Below are 23,053 nucleotides of genomic sequence, written 5' to 3'. Positions count from 1 at the left end.
AAAGTGAAAATATGAAAAAATTATTCTTTTTATGTTTTTTGATAATATATGCTTTTTCTAAAATTTTAATAGTTAATTCTTATGATCAAAAAGATCAGTGTGGAATTCCTCAATTAAATGGATTCTTATCTTTGATGTATGAACAAAAATTTTCACCAACTGATTTTGATATATTTTTCTTAAATGCAAGAGTTACAACTAAAGAAAATTTAAAACAAAAAGCGGCAAAAATATTAAAAAATATTGATAAATATCAATATGTTGTAACATTTGATGATGCTGCATTTCAACTAATTGCAATTCCTGCTTCAAAATTACATAAAACCGTTTTTTTCTCAGGTATTAACATTCCTTTTCATACATACCAAAAAAAATACAATTTAAATAAACAATTTTTTGGAGGCGTATATGAAAAGCTCCATATTAAAGAAGTTTTAACAACATTTAATAAAATAAATAAAATTAATAAAATTGCAATTTTGTATAACAAAGGCGTAGGTGAATTAGTAAAAAATCAAATTGTAAATGAATTAAAAAGTACAAATTTCCAAAATAGTCTTTTATTGGTTGAATGTCAAAACGTAAAAGAATTAAAAAATAAAATTAACGACATAAATAATAACAAATCCATTACTTTATTTATACCATTAACGCTCTCTTTAACGGAAAACAATAAAAAAATCCCTTTTTATAAATTAAAAGACATATATCTTGAAAAAATTAAAAAACCTGACATAGGAATTAATATGACCTTTGTAAAAATGGGTTTTTTGGGATTTGGCGGTGTAGATTTTTTTGCAATGGGTAAAAGTACGGCTAAAATAATGCTTAATTATACAAAAACAAAAAAATTACATATTATTAATGCTCCAAAAGCATATTATTACATTAATGTTAATAGAGCAAAACATATTGATTTCAAACTTCCTGAATGGTTTATAAAAAATTATGTTAAAGAATTGGTGTGGTAAAAAAAGTTTATTTTTATATTTTGGTTTTTTTTAGTTTTTTTGCATTTTCAGTAATAATATTTAACATATGGTTATATAAAAAAGAATCACAAGTAGTAATATCCGTTACCTCAACATATCAGTATAAAATGATAATTAACGAAGTCCTTTATAATAAAATTTACTTAATTAAAAATATACTTGATAAATATTATAAAGAAATTATAAAAAATGAGATGAAAAAAAAAGTTGAACTTGTAAATAACGATTTATATAAACTAATCACTATTTTAAAAACACTACAAAATTTAGATTTTAAAAATTACAAATCATTTCTTTTCAAATATATACTTAATATTTATAATGAGGATATAGAAATTATACAAAATAATAAAATAATGGTTTCAAAAAAGCTTGAAAGAATCGGAAAAGATTTTAATTATCCATGCAATCCATTTAAAAATTATGGACAATGCTCTATTGTTAAAAATAATAAATTCACAATTGTAAAATATTCCCCCGCATATAAATTAATAATAGTAAGTAGTTTCAGACTAAATAATTTTAATACAAAGTCTGTAGCAGAAAAATTAATAACGGTTTTAAAAACTATTCCTGACATTATTATTTACTATAACGGTATAAAATTAAAAGGAGAATTTTATACTGATCAATTTTATATTTTTGACAAATTTAAACCCTTAAACATATTTTTTGGATTTGGTATAAAATATCAAAAAATTGATTCGCTTTCTTCACTTGTTAATAAAAAAGTAATACAAGCAGTTAAACCGATACTATATACATTTGCAATAATCTATTTCATAATAATAAGTTTGATGTACTCTATTATTTTTACTATTTTTAGAAAAAACATTAAAAATATTGACAATACTATTAAAGACTTTAATCAAAAAGCCGTGACAGACAAGCTTACAGGAATATATAATAGATTAGGGTTCGAAAATGAAATAAATAATAAAAAATGCAAATATTTTCTAATTATAGATTTAGATAATTTTAAATATATTAATGATACTTTTGGACATGAAATAGGAGATAAAATTTTAAAAGAATTTACAAAATTATTAAAAAAATATTTCAAGAATGATATTCTCGGTAGATGGGGAGGAGATGAATTTTTAATTTGTACTAATAAAAACAAGAGTGAAATTCAGGATATTTTGGAAATAGTAAATCTACATTTAAAAGAGATTCAAAAGACTTATGATAAAAATTTAACTAAAAATTTATCTGCAAGCGCAGGCGGATGCGGTAATAATATGTTAGACCTACAAAAAAGATTTAACAATGCCGATTTAGCCTTATATAAAGTTAAAAAAACTAAAAAAGGAAAAGTATTGTTTTATAGAGACATTAATTATATTAAAATTGAAAAAGAAGATATTAATAAATAAATTCAGCAGTTTTTAATATGTTTAAATTATTATATTTCTCTGCAAATTCAATTGCTTGTTTTACGTTTTCGCCCTCTACTAAAAAACCTACAGATCCTTTACATTCTTCTAAACCTCCCGCAAGAATAACCTTGGCTTCAAGATTAAATAAAGTCTTAAACGCTTCTATTTCGGTAAATACTTTGCCTTTAAAAAATTTAAGCATTGCGATTTTACTACCAGTGGCAAAATCCACATTTTGTGAAGTTTCCACAAAATACGGAATCAGTTTTTCATGCCCAACGGGAATGATGATATCAGTTCCCCTGCACACAGCTTTGATATAAAGATTTCCGTATGTTCCTCCGTTCGGATCTGCAGCGGCAACTGCGGCATGCTTTTTACCGTTTTCATACCAAAGAGCATTAGCGCCTTTTATAAAAATATCATTTTCATTTATATCGAAATCTTTAATATCCACAAGCATTCCGTTTTGTAAAATTATTACGTTGTCTCTATTTGTAGTAACATTAAATTTGGCGTTAACATTACATCCTGCCGCATAAAGGGAATCTGTTTTTATTTCCAAATGATGAAGAATATAGTTATTCGTAGTGCCGTATGCGATATATACTCTTTTATTAAAATCTATATGCTCGACTAAAGCTTTAGCTATTAAATGTTTGGCACCGTTAACGGTTAGGAGTATTTGTGCTTGCATTGTTTTCTCCGTTTTGCATCATTTGTGTAAGAGTTGCGGCTTTCATTGGATCCATTTTAGCAAGTATTTTCGCCATTACTTTAGGCTGTAATTTTTGCAGTATTTCAAGAGCATCTTTAGGTTTCATGTTTGAGAGAATCTGTGCGGCATTGTTCGGACGCATTTTTGCGTAACTTTGTGTTATTTTGTCAAGTTTAGCTTTTTTAATATCCGCTAAAATCTGTTGATTTTTTTTAATTAACGCTTCAATCTGTTTTTTTTCATCTTCTATTTTTGCAAGCGTTGCGTTTATTTCATCCTGTTGTTTTTTTAATTTTTCTTCTTTTTTCTTCATTAATGCCATATAAGTATTTTTTAGCGCTTCAAAGGCTTCTTGTTTTTCAAGAAGTTTTTCCGCCTGTGCTTCAAGTTCCGCTCTTTTTTGATCGAAAATCTCATAACAGTCAAGAAGTTTTTGTTGATCAACGGCAAAAAGAAAAACCGGTAATATTATTAACCAAAGTTTTATATTTTTCATTTTACACTTTTCACTTTAAAAGATTTCACCTAAAATATCTCCTACTTCAACTTTATCCTGCTGGTTAAGATATTTAAAATGATCAGGTCCGAAAAACAGAAGTATGGAGCTTCCAAACTCAAACCTTCCAAGTTCGTCACCTTTTTTAAGTTTTACAGGTTTCTTATATTCAAAAGTAGTGATTTCTTCATAATCTTTTTGAAGTCTTTCATCAAAATTAAAATGAATTTTCCCAACGATCATAGCACCAACCGCTACAAAATAAAAGTATCTGTCTTTTTTGTCTTTACATCTTAATACAACTCTTTTATTTTTAGGAAAAACGAGTTCTTTTTCCAGCTGAGCAGGTTTTACAGGCATAAGTGTACCCGGAATATATGTGGCTTTTACAATTTCCATATCAATAGGCACATGGAAACGGTGATAATCGCTCGGAGAGAGATATAAATTAATAAAATAACCTCCGTCAATTTTTGTTTCGTACGGTATCAACTCATCAATTTTATATTTTTTACCCTTAATCTGATAAACGTAATTATCTTCAATATCGCCGTTGGCTATTACTTCAGAATCACTTGGACTTACCAGAATATCATCGTCTTCATAAAATTCAATATATTTTTTGTGTCTGATGAAAAGATCATTTAATGTTTCATAATCGCACGGATTTTCAGGCTCATATTTCTCCATATCGATTTTAAAAATTTTCACATACGTTTTATTGATAAAACACTGAATAAATTTAGGAAATTTAGTTGTGGCTATTTTTACTACTATTTTAGAGAGCAAACGGGAGGGGTTCATTTTAGTTTTACTCCTTTTTGTCCTTTTTGAATTTTTCCGATTACATAGGCATCTGAATTTGAAATAATATAATCCACATTATCTTCATCCACCGCCAGTACCAGACCTACACCCATGTTGAATGTTCTATACATTTCGGCTTCATCAACATATTTTGCCATAAAATCAAATATCGGCAGGGTTTTAATTTTATCTTTATAAACGACCGCTTCCAAATCATCAGGAAGAACTCTTGGAAGATTTTCAACAATTCCTCCACCTGTGATATGAGCAAGCGCGTTTATTTTATCTTTGAATTTTTTAAATTCTTTTACATAAATTCTTGTAGGTGTTAGCAATATGTCAATAAGTTTTTTACCGTCAATTTCGTCGTCAAATTTCATGCCTAATTTATCGAAGAACAGTTTTCTAACAAGAGAATATCCGTTTGAATGAATACCGCTGCTCGGAAGTGCAAGTAAAACATCACCGTCTTTTACTTTCGGGTTAAGTTCGTCTTCTTCCGCTACGCCTACGGCAAATCCTGCGAGGTCAAAATCATCTTCATTGTACATTCCAGGCATTTCCGCCGTTTCTCCTCCTATTAACGCACACTCTGCCTGTTTACACCCTTCGGCAATACCTTTTACAGTTGCGGCAGCGGCATCAACATCAAGTTTTCCGGTAGCGTAATAATCAAGGAAAAAGAGAGGTTCACCGAAATTACAGATAAGATCGTTTACGCACATAGCCACAAGATCTATACCGACAGTATCGTATTTTTTTGCATCGATTGCGAGTTTAAGTTTTGTACCCACACCGTCTGTAGCGCTTAAAAGTACAGGCTTCTTATATCCCTTAGGCATTCTAAAAGCTCCGGCAAAACTTCCGATACCGCCTACTACGTTTGAATTGAATGTTTCTTTAACAAAAGGTTTTATTCTCTCTACCAAAGTATTTCCGGCATCAATATCTACACCGGCGTCTTTATAACTGATTGTTCCCATTATTCCTCCTCTTTACATTCACAATAACAACTGCCGAACAGTTTAGTAAGTACCCATGTACTCGGACAAAAATCAAATGCTCCGTATATAAAAAGCATAATAGCTACAAATGCCAAAAGAGCAAGTGCGATTGTTGTAGAACCATTTGCCAACAACATTAAAATAATTATCATCATAAATGCCATTAAAAATCTTTGTAGTCTTTCAGCACATGCGAATTTTTTACTTTTCATAATTCTCCTTTAAAAAATTAATTTATTAACTTCTTCCATTTTTTTAGAAGCAAGTTCTTTTGCTTTTCTTTCTCCTGTCTTTATTATATCCAAAATTTCATCATCATTAAGAGATGCTTTTTTTTCACGTATAGGTGCAACTATGTTTTCAATATTCGCCGCACATCTCTTTTTACACTCCACACACCCTATGCTTCCGGCCCTGCAGGCATTTTCTATTTCTTTTACTTCTTCAGCACTTGAAAAAGCTTTGTGGTATTCAAAAACTATACAAACTTCCGGATGTCCCGGATCTGTTTTTTTAATTCTTGCTGGATCCGTTTTCGCCTGGCGTACTTTTGCCCAGATATCCTCGCTTGTTTCATCAAGATAAATTGCGTTATTAAAACTTTTCGACATTTTTCTGCCGTCAAGTCCAGGAAGACGAGGCATTTCCGTTAAAAGTTCTTTCGGTTCAACAAAAACATCTTCTTTTTTAAACAAATAATGAAATCTTCTTACTATTTCCCTTGCTATTTCAAGATGCGGTTTTTGATCTTCTCCGATAGGTACAAGATTCGCATCGTATAAAATAATATCTGCAGTCTGTAGTACCGGGTATGTTAAAAATCCTGCATTGTTTTTATCTTTATATTCAACCTGTGCCATTGCATCTTTGTATGTTGGGTTTCTCTCAAGCCAGCTTACTGGCGTAATCATATTTAAAACAAGATAAAGTTCCGCATGTTCTTTTATATCGCTTTGAACAAAAATAGTTGATTTTTCCGGATCGATTCCGCATGCAATCCATTCTTTAACAAGTTCTATGCTAAGCTCTTTTAAATCAAGCCCCTCATCATATTTTGTTGAAAGCGCATGCCAATCAGCAACAAAAAAGAATGTGTCATACTTTTCCTGTAACTCCAACCAATTTCTAAGTACACCTATGTAATGTCCTAAATGCAGATTCCCCGTAGGTCTCATTCCACTAACTACTCTCAAAACTTCGCTCCTATTTCTAAAAATGCACCTTTATATTTTAAAAGTGTTTCATTATCACCATCAACCCCATATGCCTCTTTATATCTATATCCGAGTTTGATAAAAGGATTAACAGGTCCCGGAACGTCAATTGTGTATTTTACCGCTCCTTGATAATCATAATGATGATTGTCTCCGGCTTTTGCCCATTTTACATCCCCAATTACCGAAAAGCCAAAAATTTTCATCGTTTCAACATGTCCGTATAAATAAGGCAAAATCACATCCCAATCATTGTCAATCCATGTTTTTGTTATGCCTCCTCCTGTTCCATATATTTTAGTATGTCCCTTCCATATATCAAGACCAAATCCTGCTTCAAAGTCAGCTACTACAGGCTTAAATTCATAAAAAAACGTAAAATCATAAGAATCTATTGTTTGTGTTGTACTTGCGTTTGTAATTGCTGTTGGAATAGAAACGTCCCCGAATATTTCCACATTTCCCGCAATATAATTACTATGCCCGCTTGTATCATATTTTGTATATTGAAATTTAACATTTGGAAACAACGGAACAGGGTAAATTAATTTAACCCAAAAATAAGGATTTTTTTCATCTTGCAGTCCGAAATTTCCTGTATTCGTATTTCCGTCCGTTTCAGCTGAAGAATTATTAAAATAGTTTATAGTACTGTTAAGTTTTACATATCCGCTAATATTTTGCTGTTCATACCCCGCACCGGCACTGATACTGAGTAAATCCGCACTTGCAAAACTAACAAGTCCGGCAGTAATTAAAGCAATACTAAGCTTCTTCATGTTTTTCTCCTTTTTTTCTCGCAACAAAAATAATAGGCGTACCTTCAAAATCCTCTTTTTTTCTAAGAAAGTTTACCAAATATCTTCTGTAAGAGAAATGTAATTTGTTTCTGTTCATAATTAGTGCAATTGTCGGTGGTTTTGTTTTATACTGTGTAGCATAAAATATTTTAACTTCTTTTCCACCTATATCGGTAGGAAGATGATGTCTTATCGTTGCCTCTTCAATCCATTTATTAAGTGTTGCGGTAGGTATTCTTTTAGAATAGTTTTTATACACCCTGATAATTTCATCTTTTAATTTATCAATATTTCTGCCTGTTTTCGCACTTACCGCCAAAAACGGCGCAAAATATAAATATTTGAATCTGTAATACACTTCTTTTCTAAATTTATGAAACTCTTCAGCGTTTTCATCCCATTTGTTTGCTACTATAATTACTCCGTTTTTGTGTTTATCAATGAGTCCTCCGATTTTTTCATCAAGTTCTACAATTCCCTCTTTAGCATCGATTACAAGTATTGCAATATCCGCTTCTTCAAGTACTTTTTCCGTTCTTAAAAGCGCATATTTCTCAATATCTTTAATTTTGCTTCTTCTTCTGATACCTGCCGTATCAACAAACGTAATATTCCATCCGTCATGATAAATATTTTCGTCAATAGGGTCAATAGTAGTTCCGTCAACATCGCTGACAATCGCCCTCTCTTCACCTACAAGTGCATTTAAAAGTGAACTTTTTCCTACATTCACACGTCCTACAATCGCTACTTTTATTTCTTTAAGTTCTTCAAGATTTTCTTCATTTTCTTCTGCTACTAAAAGATCCTCAAGTGGAATTTCTTGTTCAAATTCACTAACTTCAAATGTTTTAGGTTTTTTAGGAACAAATTTTTTAATTCTTTCAATAAGTTTTCCAACCCCTCTGTTGTGTGAAACGGAAATAGGGAAAATTTCATCAGCTCCGAGCTCATAAAAATCATATACTTTTTCCATCATTTTATCATTGTCGATTTTATTGACGACCAATATGATATGTTTCCCTAATTTTTGAAGATTTCTGAAATATTTAATCTCTTCTTCGTCAGGTATTGTCTTTCCGTCTACCATATACAGTACCAAGTCCGCTTCTTTTGCTACTTCAAGGGCTTTTTCTTTAACCTTGTTAAAAAGCTCGTCTCTTTCTTCAAGCCCTCCGGTATCAAGAAGTACAATCTCTTCGAGATCGTCATCAAGACTTACTTCTCTTTTTTTAATATCCCTCGTAGTTCCGGCTTTTTCACTTACAATTGCGTCACGTTCTCTAAGAATTCTGTTAAACAGTGAGCTTTTCCCTACGTTTGGCTTACCTAATATTGCTACTTTTATCATTTTTATCCTATTTTTAAATTATATACTGTCTTTATAACTGATTTTTTTCTGTAATAAATCTTTCATATGCACATAGTTATTTAGTGCGTTTATATATGCTCTCGCACTTGCAAGCATCGTATCAATGCTCAGTCCGTGTCCCATAACAGCCGGTTTGTCTTCGTCAAACACGACTTTTACCATAACTTTAGCAAGCGCGTCTTTTCCTTCCGTTACCGCCTCAACTTTATAATCCATAAGTTTGCCGTTAATACCGCTGATTCTGTCTATTACTTTAAATACCGCATCAATTGTACCTTCACCTATTGCCGCGTCAACGTAAACCTTGTCTTCAAATTTTATTTTTGCAGCGGCACTCGGCATACCGTCGCTACAGTCACTAAGCTGTAAAGATATCAACTCATACGTTTTAGGTGTCGAATCCATTGTATCGTTAAGAATTGCAATGATATCTTCATCGTATACTTCTTTTTTCTTATCAGCCAGTTTTTTAAACTTCATAAACGCTTCGTCCAACTCTTCCTGGTTTAGTTTAAATCCTAACGCCTCAAGCTTTTTAGAAAATGCATGTCTTCCGCTGTGTTTACCAAGAACAATAGTGTCTTTTACATCAAGCCCGATACTCTCAGCACTCATAATTTCATATGTTTCTTTGTGTTTAAGCACACCATCTTGATGAATTCCGCTCTCATGAGCAAATGCGTTTTTACCTACAATAGCTTTATTCGGCTGAGGCTCTATGCCCGTTACACTTGCGACAAGTCTGCTTGTCGGATAAATCTCTTTTGTTTCTATTCTCGTATCAGTTCCCTCAAACAAATCACGTCTTACTTTAATAGCCATTACAATCTCTTCAAGAGCCGCGTTTCCTGCTCTTTCACCAAGCCCGTTAATGGTACATTCAACCTGTCTCGCACCGTTAAGTACGCTGTAAAGCGAGTTTGCAGTCGCAAGACCCAAATCATTATGGCAGTGTACGCTGAAAATCACGTCTTTTGGAAAATAATCAACAAGCTCTTTAATCATAGCTCCCATTTCAGTCGGGAATCTGTATCCCACGGTATCAGGTATATTAATTGTCTTAGCTCCCGCTTCAATAACGGCTGCAATAATTTCTTTTAAAAAGCTCATTTCGCTTCTTCCGGCGTCTTCACACGAAAATTCTACGTCTTCCACAAAACTTCTTGCATATTTAACCGCGTCAACCGCTCTTTTGATTACTTCATCCGGACTCATTCTGAGTTTATATTCCATATGAATAGGACTTGTCGCAATAAACGTGTGTATTCTTTTCAAAGGTGCCGGCGCTATTGCATCAGCCGCCGCTTTAATATCTTTTTCAACAGCCCTTGCAAGTGAACATACCGTACTGTTTTTCACTTCTTTTGCAATATTATTTATTGCCTCAAAATCACCTGGGCTTGCTGCAGCAAAACCTGCTTCGATGATATCTACTTTTAATTTTTCAAGTTGACGAGCGACTTTTATTTTTTCTTCTATTGTCATTGAAGCGCCCGGACTTTGTTCTCCGTCTCTTAATGTAGTATCAAAAATTTTTACCATTTCCATGGAAATCCTTTATATTTATAATTTAAAATTATATCATTTTACTGTAATTTTAATTTATTGTCAATGGAAAAAAATTATCGTTTAGCTTTTATTACCTTTATATATCCTCTAATTCCCCTAAAGACTCCATAAAACGCATATAGTGTTAATATAGTCGAAATAGCTTCAACCGGATACAAATAAATAAAGGAAGCTATTATAATAATAACTATTAATACTTTTAGCGCAATGTTTTTATTCAAATCTATCTTTTTGAAACTCGGGTATCTGAAGTTGCTGACCATAATAAGTCCTAAAAACAGGGCCCCAATCAATATTAATATATCAAACCCGCTGCTATAACTAACATCAAGCATCACCCAACTTCCAAGTACAACCGCAGCAGTTGGAATAGGCAAACCTATAAAATATCTCGGATCATTCTCATTTGTTGTAACGTTAAATCTTGCAAGCCTTATTGCTCCAAACACAACATAAAGTCCGCTTACAAGTGCCCCGAATCTGCCGTAATGCTCACCTATAGCAAAAAACAAAAGCATTGCCGGTGCAACACCAAACGCCACAATGTCAGCTAAAGAATCAAACTCAACACCAAATTTACTTGTTGTATTTGTAAGCCTCGCTACTCTACCATCAAGTCCGTCCGCTATTAACGAAAACACAATATAAATAAACGCTTTTTCATATTTGCCCTGTGATGCTGCAATAATACTCATTACTCCGAAAAATACACTAAGAGCTGTAAAAAAATTCGGAATTAAGTATGCGAATTTAATTTTCATTCAAAAATCCTATTAAACTTTCTCCCGCTTTAACTTTTTGAAATTCTGTTACTTTTAATTTTGTATTTTTTGGTACATACATATCTACCTGACTTCCGAACATAATCATTCCATATCTTTCACCGAGTTTTACCCTTCCAAAAAGTCCGAAATCAACTATTCTTCTTGTAATAAACCCTGCTATTTGATTAACAACGATTTTTGAACTGTTTGTAAACAATACTCTATGTTGTTCGTTCAGTTCACTCGCTTTTTTATTTCCAAGAGCTAAAAACAGACCGTGAATATACTCTTTAGCCGTTATTTCTCCCTCAATCGGAGATCTTTGCACATGTACATCAAAAATAGAAAGTCTAATAGATATTTTAATCATTTCTTCTTTTACAATAGGGGCAATTTCCTCAACTATCTCAATAATTTCACCGTCACTCGGAGAAATAATAGCCCCTTTGCTTTCATCTTCCGGTATACGTTCGGGATTTCTGAAAAAAAATACAAAAAAAGCAAATAATACAAAAAAAAGTATTTGCCAAAATGCATTAAAATGGAAAATTAAAGACAGTAAAAAAAGACCTCCGCTTACAAAAATATACGGATAGCCTTCTTTAAGAATTATTTCCGTTTTCATTATTCTCCTCATTTTTTTCATTATTTTCTTTTTGCGTTTCAGGATTTTCGAATTCTTTTATAAGTTCTCTTACTCTTTCACCTTCAATAACTTCTTTTTCATACAACTCTTTTACCATTTTTTCAATTACAGGTGCATACTCTTTAAGTTTATTTTTCACATGCTTATATCTCTCTTCAAGAGTCTCTTTTATAAATTTATCTACTTCTTCTTGCATTTTTTCAGAGTATTCTCTTGCTTGCGCAAATCCTCCGCCTAAAAATCTGTTCGACTGTTTTTCAAGAACCATTAGTCCCGCAACCTCAGTCATACCGTAAAGCATTACCATAGATTTAATAATATCAGTTGCTCTTTCAAGGTCGTTTCCGGCCCCGGTTGATATTTCACCTATAAATACTTCTTCCGCCGCACGTCCGCCAAGAAGTGTGTCAACCTCAGCAATAAGCTCTCGTTTTTGCATTAAATATTTGTCTTCTTCAGGAAGATTAAGCGTGTATCCTAATGCCGCAAGTCCTCTTGGTACGATTGAAACTTTTTTAACTTTTCTGGCCTCAGGTGTAATCTCCGCAATTACAGCATGTCCGCTTTCATGGTAAGCAACAATTTTCTTATCTTTTTCATTAAGACGTCTGCTTTTTTTCTCAAGCCCCGCAATCTGTCTCTCAACCGCTTCTACAAATTCTTCTTGGTTAACTTCTTTTTTACCTTTTCTTCCGGCAAGAAGCGCCGCTTCGTTTACAATGTTTGCAAGATCGGCCCCAGCAAGTCCAGCCGTCATTTTTGCGATTTCTCTTAAATCAACATCTTTTCCGGCTTTTATTTTCTTAACATGAACCTGTAGAATTTGAACCCTTCCTTCAAAATCAGGTTTATCTACAAGTACCTGTCTGTCAAATCTTCCGGGTCTAAGAAGCGCAGGATCGAGCACTTCAGGTCTGTTTGTTGCGGCAAGTACTATTACAGGCTCATTTGAATCAAATCCATCCATTTCCGCTAACAACTGGTTTAGAGTTTGTTCTCTTTCGTCATTTCCTCCAAATTGCCCCGCTGCAGCTCTACTTTTACCTATTGCATCGATTTCGTCTATAAATATAATACTCGGTGCTTCTTTTTTAGCCTGGTTAAAAAGATCTCTAACCCTTGCTGCACCTACACCAACAAACATTTCAATAAAACTACTACCGCTAACTGCGAAAAACGGAACATCCGCTTCACCAGCCACGGCTTTTGCAAGAAGCGTTTTACCGGTACCCGGAGGTCCTACAAGTAAAACACCTTTAGGAATTTTTGCACCGAGCTCAATATATCTGTCAGGGTGTTTTAAAAAGTCAACTATCTCTTTAACTTCCTCTTTTGCTTCATCGTTTCCAGCAACGTCGTCAAATTTTACATCGGGTTTTTCACTTTTTATAAGCCCTTTTGCACTTCCGACTCCTAAAACTCCGCCCATACCTTTTTGCATTCTGCTTGCCAAAAACATCCAAATTGCAAAGAATATAAATATCGGAATAATCCATCCGAAAATCAGATCATTGAGCCAATTACTGTCGTTAATCGCCCCGTATGGAATATTGTTTTTATCAAGCAAAGGAATCAAAGTTGTATCACCCGGAACTTTTTGTACCGTAACTATGCTTCCGTCTTTTAATTTAGCCTTTATTATTGCTTTACCGATTGCTACATATTCAAGTTTTTTTTCTTTAGCCAATTTTTTAATATCAGAATATGTTAAATGCATTACAGGCTGTTTACCGTTTACTATAGCGCTTACTTCACCTGTTGCAGTAGGTGCTATACTTCTAAAAATAACTATAATTACAAGTGCGAATATTACAAATAGTATTAAAGGGTTCTTGTTAAAAAAATTATTATCGTCGTTATTATTTTTCTTTTGTGCCATCTATTTCCTTTTTAAAATTAATGTTACCCATTCATTTTCAGGGATTTCTTCTACAAGTTCAAAGTCACTGTACTTTTTTAAGACTTTATCTTTGTACTTGTCAATTATACCTGATAGTATTAAATAATTATTAACTCTTTGTTTAAGCTCGTTTGCTATAAACACCAACACATCCGCAATAATATTCGCCACTACCACATCATATTTTTTTTCGGTATTGTTTGCACTACCGTGCCAGATGTTTTCATATGTTGCGTTATTCAGTTCAAAATTTTCTTTTGCACTGTCTACCGCTATAGAATCGGTATCACACGCATCGACTTTTGCACCGAGTTTACTTGCTACAATTCCTAAAATCCCGCTTCCGCATCCGACATCAAGAAGAGTGTCATTTTCGTTTACATATTTTTTAATTGCTTTAACACAACTTCTCGTGGTTTCATGATGACCGCTTCCGAATGCCAAAGCGGGATCGATAAGAATATTGATTTTATCTTCTTTTGGAGGATACCAGCTCGGATGAATGTAAAATTCATCTATTTCAACCGGCTGTACAGATTCTTGATATGTTTTTATCCAGTCTTTATTTGATTTTTTTTCTGTTTTTATCTTTAAATCTATTTCAGTATCAAATATCTCTTCTAAAGCTTTTTTATATTCTTTCAATTTATTAATCAGATCATCTAAAGGCTCTTCGCTTCTTAAAATTAATTTATCGTTTTTTTCTTCTATTCCGTTGTAAAAATGTTCCATTAAAAAATTTTCAATTTCATCTTTAAAAGATGAAACCGAAACTGTAGTCTCATAATAAACATTATTCATCATTTGTACCAAGAACTGCCTGTAACTTTTCTTTTAAAACCTGTGGTGTAAACGGTTTAACGATATAATTGTTTACTCCTGCTTTAAGCGCGGTAATAACTTCCGCTTTACCACCTTCAGTAGTCACCATAATAATAGGAATATCCTTGTATTTTTCTTCCGCTCTAATTTTTTTAACAAGTTCAAGTCCGTTCATATTAGGCATGTTCCAATCTGTAATAACAACGCCAATATCCGGATTTGCTTGCATTACTTCCCAAGCTTCCACACCGTCAGCGGCTTGAACAACATCTTTATAACCGAGTCTTGCAAGGGTATTAACAATAATTCTTCTCATAGTAGAACTATCATCTACAACCAAAATCTTCATACTTACTCCTTTAGATATTCAATATTGCAAATTTAATATATGAAATCGCTATATAATTACTTTTTTTCAAAATATTATCTATTGCAATTATACAATCAATTTTCAATTTTTAATAAATTTTTCAAAATCTTTATTTAAAAACATTCATTAATTTTAGTTTCTTTATATTAACTTAATAAAGTTATTGATAATTATCGGCAACTAAACACACTTTTTTAGTTTCTACTTTCATTACGCATTTTCTCTTAAAACATTTTGTAAATCTATCTTCCCTTCATAAAATGCTTTACCGATTATTACACCGTATATATTGTTTTCTTTTACTTTTTTTATATCTTCTTCACTTGCCACTCCCCCACTTGCAATTACAGGTTTTTGACTTGCGTTTTGTATTTCGAGTATAAAATCAATATTTAATCCTGTAAGTGTTCCGTCTTTTGATATATCCGTAGCAATAATGCACTCTATTTTCGAATCTTTATATTTTTCCGCCAAATCTTTCGCAAGAATACCTTCCGTTTTATCCCAACCATCAATTGCAACAAAACCGTCTTTTGCGTCTATCCCTACTGCGATAGGATACTTTTCTGCAAGTTCAGAAACTAATTTAGGATTTTTAGCTGCAATACTGCCTAAAATCAATCTGTTAATTCCAAGATCAAGGTATCTTTTAATAGTATCCTCGTCCCTGATTCCACCGCCAAGCTGAATTTTTAGATTTGTATTTTTTCTTATTTTTTCAATTTGTTCGATATTTTTAGGTTCACCCGCAAAAGCTCCGTTTAAATCGACTATATGTAACCACTCGGCACCCATTTCTTCAAATCTTTTTGCAAGTTCATACGGTTCGTTACTGTAAACTTTAGCACTGTCCATCAGACCTTTCGTCAGTCTTACGGCCTGTCCGTCTTTTAAATCAATAGCTGGAAAAATTATCATTTACACTCCTTAAAGTTTTACAAAATTTTCTAATATTTTAAGCCCCGCATTATGAGATTTTTCAGGATGCGGCTGAAAACCGTAAACATTGTCCTTATTCACTGCACTTACAAATTCATATTCGTAAATTGTTTTACCTATAATATATTTCTTATCACAAACAACATGATATGAATGCACAAAATATAAATAAGGATCATTTACACCCTCAAACAACGCATCGTTTTTTACAAACATCTTATTCCATCCCATATGTGGGATTTTATGCCCCTGCATTTTGTTTTTATCAAATTTAACTACATTTCCTTCAATTATTCCAAGACCTTTATGCTTACCGAACTCTTCAGAACTCTCAAATAAAAGCTGCATTCCGAGACACACACCAATTACATATTTCCCGCTTTTAACAAATTCTTTCATAGCTTCATCAAGATTGGTCTCCCTTAAATGCTCCATTGCATCTCCAAACGCTCCGACCCCCGGAAAAACAAGTTTATCATAGTTTTTTAATTTATCCGCATCGTTTACTATTTCAGCCTCGGTTCCGATTTTTTTAAACGCGTTGTTTACACTTGCAAGATTACCCATATTGTAATCGACAATACCAATCTTCATTCTCAATTCTCCATTCTCAGTTCTCAATTATTTAATGTCTTTTCCGACATTCTTCATATAATAAGCAAGTCCTATTAAAAGAAACGTCACAGCAGCCAAAAGCATAGCCGCATACATCAGTTTCTGAGGTGCAATCATAGCAAACTTAAATACGAGCATCAGCCCTTCAATCGCAAGGGCGATTACAATACTTCCCAAAAACTTGATCATCGTTTTATGTATTGCAAAAGGATGGTCTTCTTTTTCTCCTATCACCTCTTCGAATAAAAGCGTTTTAACCAGATCGAAAAGCGCTAACGAAAGCGTAATTAAAATGGTGGATTCGAACATTTTTTTAACGTCAATGTTGTTAATCGTATATGTAAAAAACATTTTTATTCCGTCAATAAATAATAAAACACAAATAGCAAACAGAGCCCCTGCGAAAATTCCGTACACCACTCTGTTAAAGTTGTGAGCCCAGGTATCCCCTCTTTCCTGGTGAACGAATTTTAAAATTTCATCCAAAGGAAGATCAATTACAGCCACATATAAAAGTTCACCTTTATCGTTAAAAATCGGCATTGCCGCACTTACAACCATATCTCCCCCGATTAAACTTGGATAAGGATCTGTTAAAATGCACTTTTTCTCTTTTACCGCTTTATAAAAATATGTTCTGTTTGCTTGATTAAATTCAACCTGAAAATTTTTATATTTTTCTTTGACTGTAATCATTTTACTGATCTGTTTACCTCCGGCATCTAATATATAAGCGGCATTTGCGCCAGGAATCTCATGAACTATTCTTTCAAGCCCCTCATAAATCACATCTATACCAATATTCGGCAGTCTGTTTGGAAGATTTCTCTGCAAAAGATAGCAAAAATAAGCTCTTGCGTCTTTTCTTATTTTTTGAAATTCCTGTATTTCTCTAATTAGCATTATCCCCTCCTATAATTTTTAAAAGTTCTTCGATACAAAGTCCCATTGCAGTTGATTCGTAACCTTTTACATTTTTTATGTATTTTTTACAAAAGCCTTCCACCATACATGCTCCGGCTTTGCCTTCCCATTCTCCGGAAGTCAAATATTCGTTCAGATCAGTTTCATCAAACACATCAAATTCATATATTGTTTCATCAAGCCTTGAAAAAATCTGTTTGTTAACTCTCACCCACATTGATGTAATAATCTTAATCTCTTTTCCGCTCTGAGCTAAAAGAATTCGTTTTGCATCGTTTATATCTTTCGCTTTTCTAAGAATATTCTTTCCATCGCTCACAACCGTATCGGCAGAAACAATGTTTTCATTTTCAAAACATTTTTTACATGCTTTAAATTTCCCGTAAGCAGCTAATGTTACAAATTCATAAGGATCTGTACTTTTAATTGTTTCTTCATCAAAATCACAGCTTTTCTGAATAAAATCAATACCCGCTTTTTTTAACAATAACGCCCTTGTAGATGATCCGCTGCAAAGAACAATCATTTTAACCTTTCTTATGAAATTGTATCAAAATAGCCTTATACCTTAAAAACATATTCAAACACATTCATCTCGTTTACATAATAAACCCTGTATCTTATACCGTATTTATCACAAATGTTTTTAACAATGTTAAGTCCGAGTCCTAATCCTCTTTTATGCGTTTTTTCCCTATAATTTTTTTCGAAGATTTTCTTAGGCTCTTTAATCGGCTCGCCATATGATTTAAATGTCAACACAATTTTATCTTTTTTTCTTTTCAAAGCTATATATATTTCTTCATCATTTGAATATTTGATTGCATTAGAAATGTTATTATCCACAATTCTTTCAAACTCAATTCTATTAATATAATATTCTATATCTTCGTCAATATCCACAATTAACTTTTTATCATTAACCTTGGCAATCGTACTGAAAAAGTTAACCCTCTCTTTTAAAACTTGAGAAATATTTATATGTGTCGGTTTATAAGTAATTGCCGTATTATTTGAAGATAAATACGCCAAATCCTCATAAGAGTTATTAAGCATTGCAACCGCTGCATCTATTTCTTCTATAATGTCTTGTACATTTTTATCTTTAATTTCAAGTTTTAAAAGATCGGTATTTAACATAATAACATTTAAAGGTGTTCTTATCTGATGAATTGTATCTACAATAAACCTTCTGTTTAAATCTAACAAATTTCTATTTTTTTCAATTTCATTGTTCAATTTGTAATGTAAAAAGTTATAACTCTCTTTTAATTCATCAATTTCTTTAATAAAAGAGTCACATTCATCACACGGTTCGTTTTTTTTCATATACGATACAAGTTTAATAATTGTTTGGGATGCCCTGTGGATGATTACAATATATAAAAGTACAAATACCAAAATTAAAAATGAAAACGTTAATAAAAGATTATTTAACAATTTATCCAAATCTTCATTTAAATGTTTGATGTCATAAACTGTTTTTATAATTACGCGGTTATCATTTCTATCAAAAACGGAGTTGATTAGCGTATACATTGTTAAGTTGTTTCTTTTTAAATCGATTTTTTTAATTATATTATTGTTTTTATCGAAAAGATTGACAACTTTTTTAAATAGCACTTCGTTTTTTTGCGTTGTAAATATATTACGAAACATACTTTTATCACAATTGATAATATCATTCAATATACGTAAAGAATTTTGATACAGCTGGTTAAGCGGAAGTTTTTTCTGATATCTTTTTTCTAAATTTATATTATAAATCATATATTTGTTAACAAAATATAATTGGAGATCTTTTACGGTAGGTTTTATAAAATAGTATACTTTTTCCAAGTCATTGTATATATCAATCACATACGCAAGCTGAAGAAGATATTTTTTATCGGGAGATCTTATTAAATAGTATTTTTTTAAATTCATAGATGCTATATCTAAAAATATCGGTGATACGTCAATTTCCTTTTTACCGTTAAAAACATCATCCAACACTTTTTTAAATGCCGGAAATTTACCCAAGTCGTAACCAATATCCGGTTTATAGGTTGCATTGACTATTTTATAGTTCCTATCTATTATAAATATTTCATAATGCCCTTTTTCAACATCGGAGTTTAAAACTTTTGAAACGTTTTCTAAATCAATTTGCCCTTTTTCATAAAAAAAAGGAAGTAGGTACAGTTTTTCTATATCTGTTTCTTCATGACTCTTAAAATAATATAGCGCTTTATCGAATATATTTTTAAACTTCTCTTTTATCTGAAGTGATTGAAATGCATATTTGTTTACATAACTCTGAATTAATATCTCTTTTGAACTTTTATACTGCATATATATAAACATAAATGTAACTAATGTCACAATTACAAAAAAAATAAAAATAACTTTATTTAACGTTATTTTACTTTTTATCAAATCGATATCCTATTCCTACAACAGATGTAATATAATCTCCCGGAAGTTTGTTTTTAAGCTCACTCACAAGCTGTCTTAAAGGGTACTCTTTTCTATTAGCGTTTTCCCAAACATATTTTACAATTTCATCTTTTTTAACGGTTTTACCAATGTTTTTGAGCAAAATAGCTAAAAGTCTTTTTTCTTTTTTTCTTAAATCAGCCAACACCCCGTCTATATATAAATCCAATGTATCAAAATAAAATTCCATATTGTCAATCGTTATTTTTTCTTTTTCCTCGTTGTTATTACATGTATCATTTTTAACTTTAAGCCAGTGATTTATTCTAAGCAACAACTCTTCACTATGAAACGGTTTTTTAATATATTCGTCACATCCGTCGTGATTTTCACCATATGCTTTTTCCATATCTTCAATCTGAGCAGACGCTGTAATCATAATAATAATCGCTTTAGGATTTTTATGTCTAATAAGTTTTATTAATTTAATACCGTCAATTTTAGGAAGGTTAATATCAAGCAGATAAACATCGTATTCATTAATAAGAATATCATTAAAAGCATCTTCCCCGTCCTCAATATGATGAACTTCATATCCCTTAGCTTCTAATGTTTTTTTTAAAACTCTTCCTAATTGCTTATCATCCTCTACTAATAAAATTTTCATCCTCTCATCCTTTTAAAATAGAGGTGAATCACCTCTTTATTTAATTAAATCTTTTTTAACCTGAGCTATCATTTCATCTATTTTGCCTGAATCTTTACCACCGCCTTGGGCAAAATCAGGTTTTCCTCCGCCTTTTCCTCCGACGATAGGAGCGTAGTTTTTAATTAAATCCCCGGCTTTTACACTATCAACGGTAGATACCGCCACAAGCGTTACTTTGCCTTTGTTTTCACCCGCTAAAAACGCTACAAGATTATCAACTCTTCCTTTAAGATCCGTCGCGATTTCTCTAAGATTTGCGTTGTCTATTCTTTCGATTACATAGTTGATACCGTCTTTATTTACCGGTTTAATCTCTTTAACCGCCGCTTTTTCAAGCTCTTTGATTTCGGTTTTAAGTTTTTTAATCTCTTCTTTTTGTTTTTCGACAAACGCTTTTAGATCTTTTGCTTTGTTTTCGGACTTAATCTCTTCCACAAGATCCCTGAACCCTTTGGCGTATCTGTACGCACCGAATCCCGCAACGGCTTCGATTCTTCTAACCCCGGCACTTACACCGCTTTCTTTAATGATATAAAAGCTGTTTACTTCAGCCGTATTGTTTACGTGCGTTCCACCGCAAAGCTCTACGCTGAAATCTCCGAATTTCACAACTCTTACGACATCTCCGTATTTTTCACCGAAAAGCGCCATTGCACCCATTTTTTTAGCTTCGTCAATGCTCATTTCCTTAACTTCCGCAGGAATTGATTTGGCGATAACTCTATTTACCATCTCTTCTATACTCTCAAGCTCTTCTTTTGTAAGCGCTTTTGGATGCGTGAAGTCGAATCTGAGTCTGTTTGCTTCAACTAAAGACCCTGCCTGTGTTACATGCTCACCTAATACTTTTCTAAGTGCCGCGTGAAGAAGGTGCGTAGCCGTATGGTTTTTGGCGATTTCGCTTCTGTTTTCATCAACCTTGGCCACCACCTCATCGCCTGTTTTAAGCTCGGCTTCAACGACTTTGCTTAAGTTTTTGTCATCAAATTTTTTGGTATCTACCACCTTGGCGACAATTCTCAATTCTCCATTTTGGCTGGTTGGGTAGGTTCTCAATTCACCTTTATCTCCTACCTGTCCACCGCTCTCAGCATAAAAAGGAGTCTCTTCAAGCATAACCCATCCGCTGCCGTTTAGAGTTTCAACCATATTCATATTCTCATCAAAAAGAGCTTTTACTTTAGTTTTATACTCCGTATGCTCATATCCTACGAATTTGTTGTTTTCCACTTTTTCAAGATCTTTTAAATTAATCTTAACGTCCCCGCTTCCTTTCCAGTTAGCTCTGGCTCTGTCTTTTTGTTCCTGCATAAGTGCGTTAAACGTTTTCATATCAACCTGTTTGTTTACTTCTCTAAGCATATCCTGAGTTAAATCAAGCGGAAATCCGTATGTATCGTAAAGTTTAAACGCAACCTCGCCGCTGAACGTGTCACCTGTTGTTTTTTTAAGCTCTTCTTCGAAAAGCTGCATTCCTTTGTCAATCGTTTCGAAAAACCTCTCTTCTTCAAGTTTTATAGTATCTTTTACCGATTCTTTCTTTTCAAGAAGATACGGATACTGCTCTCCCATCTGTTCAGCTAAAGTATCAACGATTTTGTACATAAAAGGTTCTCTCATCCCAAGAAGATATCCGTGTCTAACGCCTCTTCTTAAAATTCTTCTAAGAACGTAACCTCTTCCTTCCCTACTAAACTGCACACCCTGGGCTGTGAGGAACGTAACAGCCCTGATATGATCGGCAATTACCCTGTGGCTCGCGCCTCTTTTGTCCGTATGGTATTCTTTGCCTGTAATTTCTACGATTTTTTCAAGTAACGGTCTGAAAATAGAACTGTCGTAGTTGCTTGTCACGCCTTCTTTAATCGCAGTAATTCTCTCTAAGCCCATTCCCGTATCGATACTCGGTTTCGGAAGCGGGGTGAGTTTTCCGCTTTCATCCCTGTTATACTGCATAAATACAAGGTTCCAGATTTCAAGAAATCTGTCTCCGTCACCTCCAAGATAATCTTCAGGAGAATTAAATTTATCCGCACCCTGGTCGAAATGTATTTCACTGCACGGTCCGCATGGCCCAGTATCACCCATCTGCCAGAAGTTGTCTTTATCTCCCATTTTTACGATTCTCTCTTTTGGAACATATTTTTCCCAGATTTTGCCCGCTTCATCATCGCTTTCATGAATCGTAATCCATAACTTCTCTTTTGGCAGTTCAAGCACTTCGGTTACGAATTCCCACGCATAAGCTATAGCTTCTTCTTTAAAATAATCACCGAAGCTGAAGTTTCCGAGCATTTCAAAAAGAGTATGGTGTCTGTTGGTATATCCCACGTTTTCAAGGTCGTTGTGTTTTCCGCCCGCTCTCATACAAAGCTGTGACGAACACGCTCTCGGAGGCTCGGGAGCCGGTTTTTCACCTGTAAAAATCGGCTTGAAAGGAACCATCCCGGCATTTGTAAACAAAAGTGTCGGATCATCCGGAACAAGGGGCGCCGAAGGGTAAACCTTGTGCCCTTTGCTTTCAAAAAATTCCAAAAACTTTTTTCTTATATCCATAAAAGGCCTTTTTTGATAAAATTTTAACAAAAAAGGTCT

At 33.1% G+C, this 23,053-nt stretch carries 23 protein-coding genes; 2 read left to right on the top strand and 21 right to left on the bottom strand.

Annotation, left to right across the window (positions count from 1 at the left end; genetic code table 11):
• Nucleotides 1–11: 11 nt before the first annotated feature.
• Nucleotides 12–971 (top strand): hypothetical protein, encoded by a 960-nt coding sequence (locus NAMH_RS00745; RefSeq protein WP_041361467.1) that lies wholly within the window; start codon nt 12–14, stop codon nt 969–971.
• On the top strand, nt 965–2,368 hold the full coding sequence (locus NAMH_RS00740; RefSeq protein WP_012663528.1) for a GGDEF domain-containing protein: 1,404 nt from the start codon (nt 965–967) through the stop codon (nt 2,366–2,368). The genes NAMH_RS00745 and NAMH_RS00740 overlap by 7 nt, the downstream gene beginning before the upstream one ends.
• Here NAMH_RS00740 and NAMH_RS00735 read toward each other — a convergent pair.
• The 21 genes from NAMH_RS00735 to alaS form a co-directional block, all read right to left on the bottom strand.
• A complete protein-coding gene (locus NAMH_RS00735; RefSeq protein WP_015902159.1) occupies nt 2,358–3,068 on the bottom strand; it encodes a hypothetical protein in 711 nt (236 codons plus the stop codon). The two genes, NAMH_RS00740 and NAMH_RS00735, sit on opposite strands and share 11 nt — an antisense overlap.
• Nucleotides 3,040–3,585 (bottom strand): MotE family protein, encoded by a 546-nt coding sequence (locus NAMH_RS00730; protein ID WP_015902367.1) that lies wholly within the window; start codon nt 3,583–3,585, stop codon nt 3,040–3,042. The genes NAMH_RS00735 and NAMH_RS00730 overlap by 29 nt, the downstream gene beginning before the upstream one ends.
• 15 nt (nt 3,586–3,600) lie before the next feature.
• Nucleotides 3,601–4,389, bottom strand: coding sequence for a phosphatidylserine decarboxylase (locus tag NAMH_RS00725; protein ID WP_015902553.1), 789 nt, complete (start codon nt 4,387–4,389; stop codon nt 3,601–3,603).
• Nucleotides 4,386–5,375, bottom strand: coding sequence for a phosphoribosylformylglycinamidine cyclo-ligase (gene purM, locus NAMH_RS00720; protein WP_015902031.1), 990 nt, complete (start codon nt 5,373–5,375; stop codon nt 4,386–4,388). Before purM ends, NAMH_RS00725 begins: the two co-directional genes overlap by 4 nt.
• On the bottom strand, nt 5,375–5,608 hold the full coding sequence (locus NAMH_RS00715) for a YgaP-like transmembrane domain (protein ID WP_012663563.1): 234 nt from the start codon (nt 5,606–5,608) through the stop codon (nt 5,375–5,377). Before NAMH_RS00715 ends, purM begins: the two co-directional genes overlap by 1 nt.
• A gap of 9 nt (nt 5,609–5,617) precedes the next feature.
• Nucleotides 5,618–6,589, bottom strand: a complete 972-nt coding sequence (trpS, locus tag NAMH_RS00710; protein ID WP_012663641.1) for a tryptophan--tRNA ligase — start codon at nt 6,587–6,589, stop codon at nt 5,618–5,620.
• Nucleotides 6,586–7,389 (bottom strand): TIGR04219 family outer membrane beta-barrel protein, encoded by an 804-nt coding sequence (locus NAMH_RS00705; RefSeq protein WP_015902700.1) that lies wholly within the window; start codon nt 7,387–7,389, stop codon nt 6,586–6,588. The genes trpS and NAMH_RS00705 overlap by 4 nt, the downstream gene beginning before the upstream one ends.
• The gene (der, locus tag NAMH_RS00700; protein ID WP_015901896.1) at nt 7,376–8,761 is read right to left on the bottom strand and encodes a ribosome biogenesis GTPase Der; all 1,386 of its coding nucleotides are present in this window, start codon (nt 8,759–8,761) and stop codon (nt 7,376–7,378) included. Before der ends, NAMH_RS00705 begins: the two co-directional genes overlap by 14 nt.
• An 18-nt stretch (nt 8,762–8,779) precedes the next feature.
• Nucleotides 8,780–10,330, bottom strand: coding sequence for a 2-isopropylmalate synthase (locus NAMH_RS00695; RefSeq protein ID WP_015902438.1), 1,551 nt, complete (start codon nt 10,328–10,330; stop codon nt 8,780–8,782).
• Between the two features lie 74 nt (nt 10,331–10,404).
• Nucleotides 10,405–11,112 (bottom strand): CDP-diacylglycerol--serine O-phosphatidyltransferase, encoded by a 708-nt coding sequence (pssA, locus tag NAMH_RS00690; protein ID WP_015902452.1) that lies wholly within the window; start codon nt 11,110–11,112, stop codon nt 10,405–10,407.
• A complete protein-coding gene (locus NAMH_RS00685; RefSeq protein WP_015902275.1) occupies nt 11,102–11,740 on the bottom strand; it encodes a phosphatidylserine decarboxylase in 639 nt (212 codons plus the stop codon). The genes pssA and NAMH_RS00685 overlap by 11 nt, the downstream gene beginning before the upstream one ends.
• Nucleotides 11,718–13,640: an ATP-dependent zinc metalloprotease FtsH gene (gene ftsH / locus NAMH_RS00680; RefSeq protein WP_012663665.1), complete on the bottom strand. Its 1,923-nt coding sequence runs from the start codon at nt 13,638–13,640 to the stop codon at nt 11,718–11,720. The genes NAMH_RS00685 and ftsH overlap by 23 nt, the downstream gene beginning before the upstream one ends.
• Nucleotides 13,641–14,462 (bottom strand): 50S ribosomal protein L11 methyltransferase, encoded by an 822-nt coding sequence (locus NAMH_RS00675; RefSeq protein WP_041361709.1) that lies wholly within the window; start codon nt 14,460–14,462, stop codon nt 13,641–13,643.
• A complete protein-coding gene (locus tag NAMH_RS00670; protein ID WP_012663438.1) occupies nt 14,455–14,832 on the bottom strand; it encodes a chemotaxis response regulator CheY in 378 nt (125 codons plus the stop codon). Before NAMH_RS00670 ends, NAMH_RS00675 begins: the two co-directional genes overlap by 8 nt.
• 231 nt (nt 14,833–15,063) lie before the next feature.
• On the bottom strand, nt 15,064–15,771 hold the full coding sequence (gene hisA, locus NAMH_RS00665) for a 1-(5-phosphoribosyl)-5-[(5-phosphoribosylamino)methylideneamino]imidazole-4-carboxamide isomerase (protein ID WP_015902137.1): 708 nt from the start codon (nt 15,769–15,771) through the stop codon (nt 15,064–15,066).
• Between the two features lie 9 nt (nt 15,772–15,780).
• Nucleotides 15,781–16,386 carry an imidazole glycerol phosphate synthase subunit HisH gene (hisH, locus tag NAMH_RS00660; protein ID WP_015902424.1) on the bottom strand — a complete coding sequence of 202 codons (606 nt, stop codon included), beginning with the start codon at nt 16,384–16,386 and terminating at the stop codon, nt 15,781–15,783.
• A 27-nt stretch (nt 16,387–16,413) separates the two neighbouring features.
• Nucleotides 16,414–17,310: a PDC sensor domain-containing protein gene (locus NAMH_RS00655; RefSeq protein WP_012663954.1), complete on the bottom strand. Its 897-nt coding sequence runs from the start codon at nt 17,308–17,310 to the stop codon at nt 16,414–16,416.
• Entirely contained in the window at nt 17,300–17,857 is a 558-nt protein-coding gene (gene maf, locus NAMH_RS00650; RefSeq protein WP_015902623.1) for a septum formation inhibitor Maf, read from the bottom strand. The genes NAMH_RS00655 and maf overlap by 11 nt, the downstream gene beginning before the upstream one ends.
• Nucleotides 17,858–17,892: 35 nt before the next feature.
• Nucleotides 17,893–19,749, bottom strand: a complete 1,857-nt coding sequence (locus NAMH_RS08910) for a sensor histidine kinase (RefSeq protein ID WP_015901886.1) — start codon at nt 19,747–19,749, stop codon at nt 17,893–17,895.
• A complete protein-coding gene (locus tag NAMH_RS00640; RefSeq protein WP_015901891.1) occupies nt 19,736–20,416 on the bottom strand; it encodes a response regulator transcription factor in 681 nt (226 codons plus the stop codon). The genes NAMH_RS08910 and NAMH_RS00640 overlap by 14 nt, the downstream gene beginning before the upstream one ends.
• A 36-nt stretch (nt 20,417–20,452) precedes the next feature.
• Nucleotides 20,453–23,014 carry an alanine--tRNA ligase gene (gene alaS / locus NAMH_RS00635; RefSeq protein ID WP_012663552.1) on the bottom strand — a complete coding sequence of 854 codons (2,562 nt, stop codon included), beginning with the start codon at nt 23,012–23,014 and terminating at the stop codon, nt 20,453–20,455.
• Nucleotides 23,015–23,053 lie beyond the last annotated feature (39 nt).

It is taken from the genome of Nautilia profundicola AmH (assembly GCF_000021725.1).
GTDB classification, from domain to species: Bacteria; Campylobacterota; Campylobacteria; order Campylobacterales; family Nautiliaceae; genus Nautilia; species Nautilia profundicola.
The sequence above is the reverse complement of the archived record's forward strand: the minus strand, read 5'-3'. Positions and strand labels throughout refer to the sequence as shown.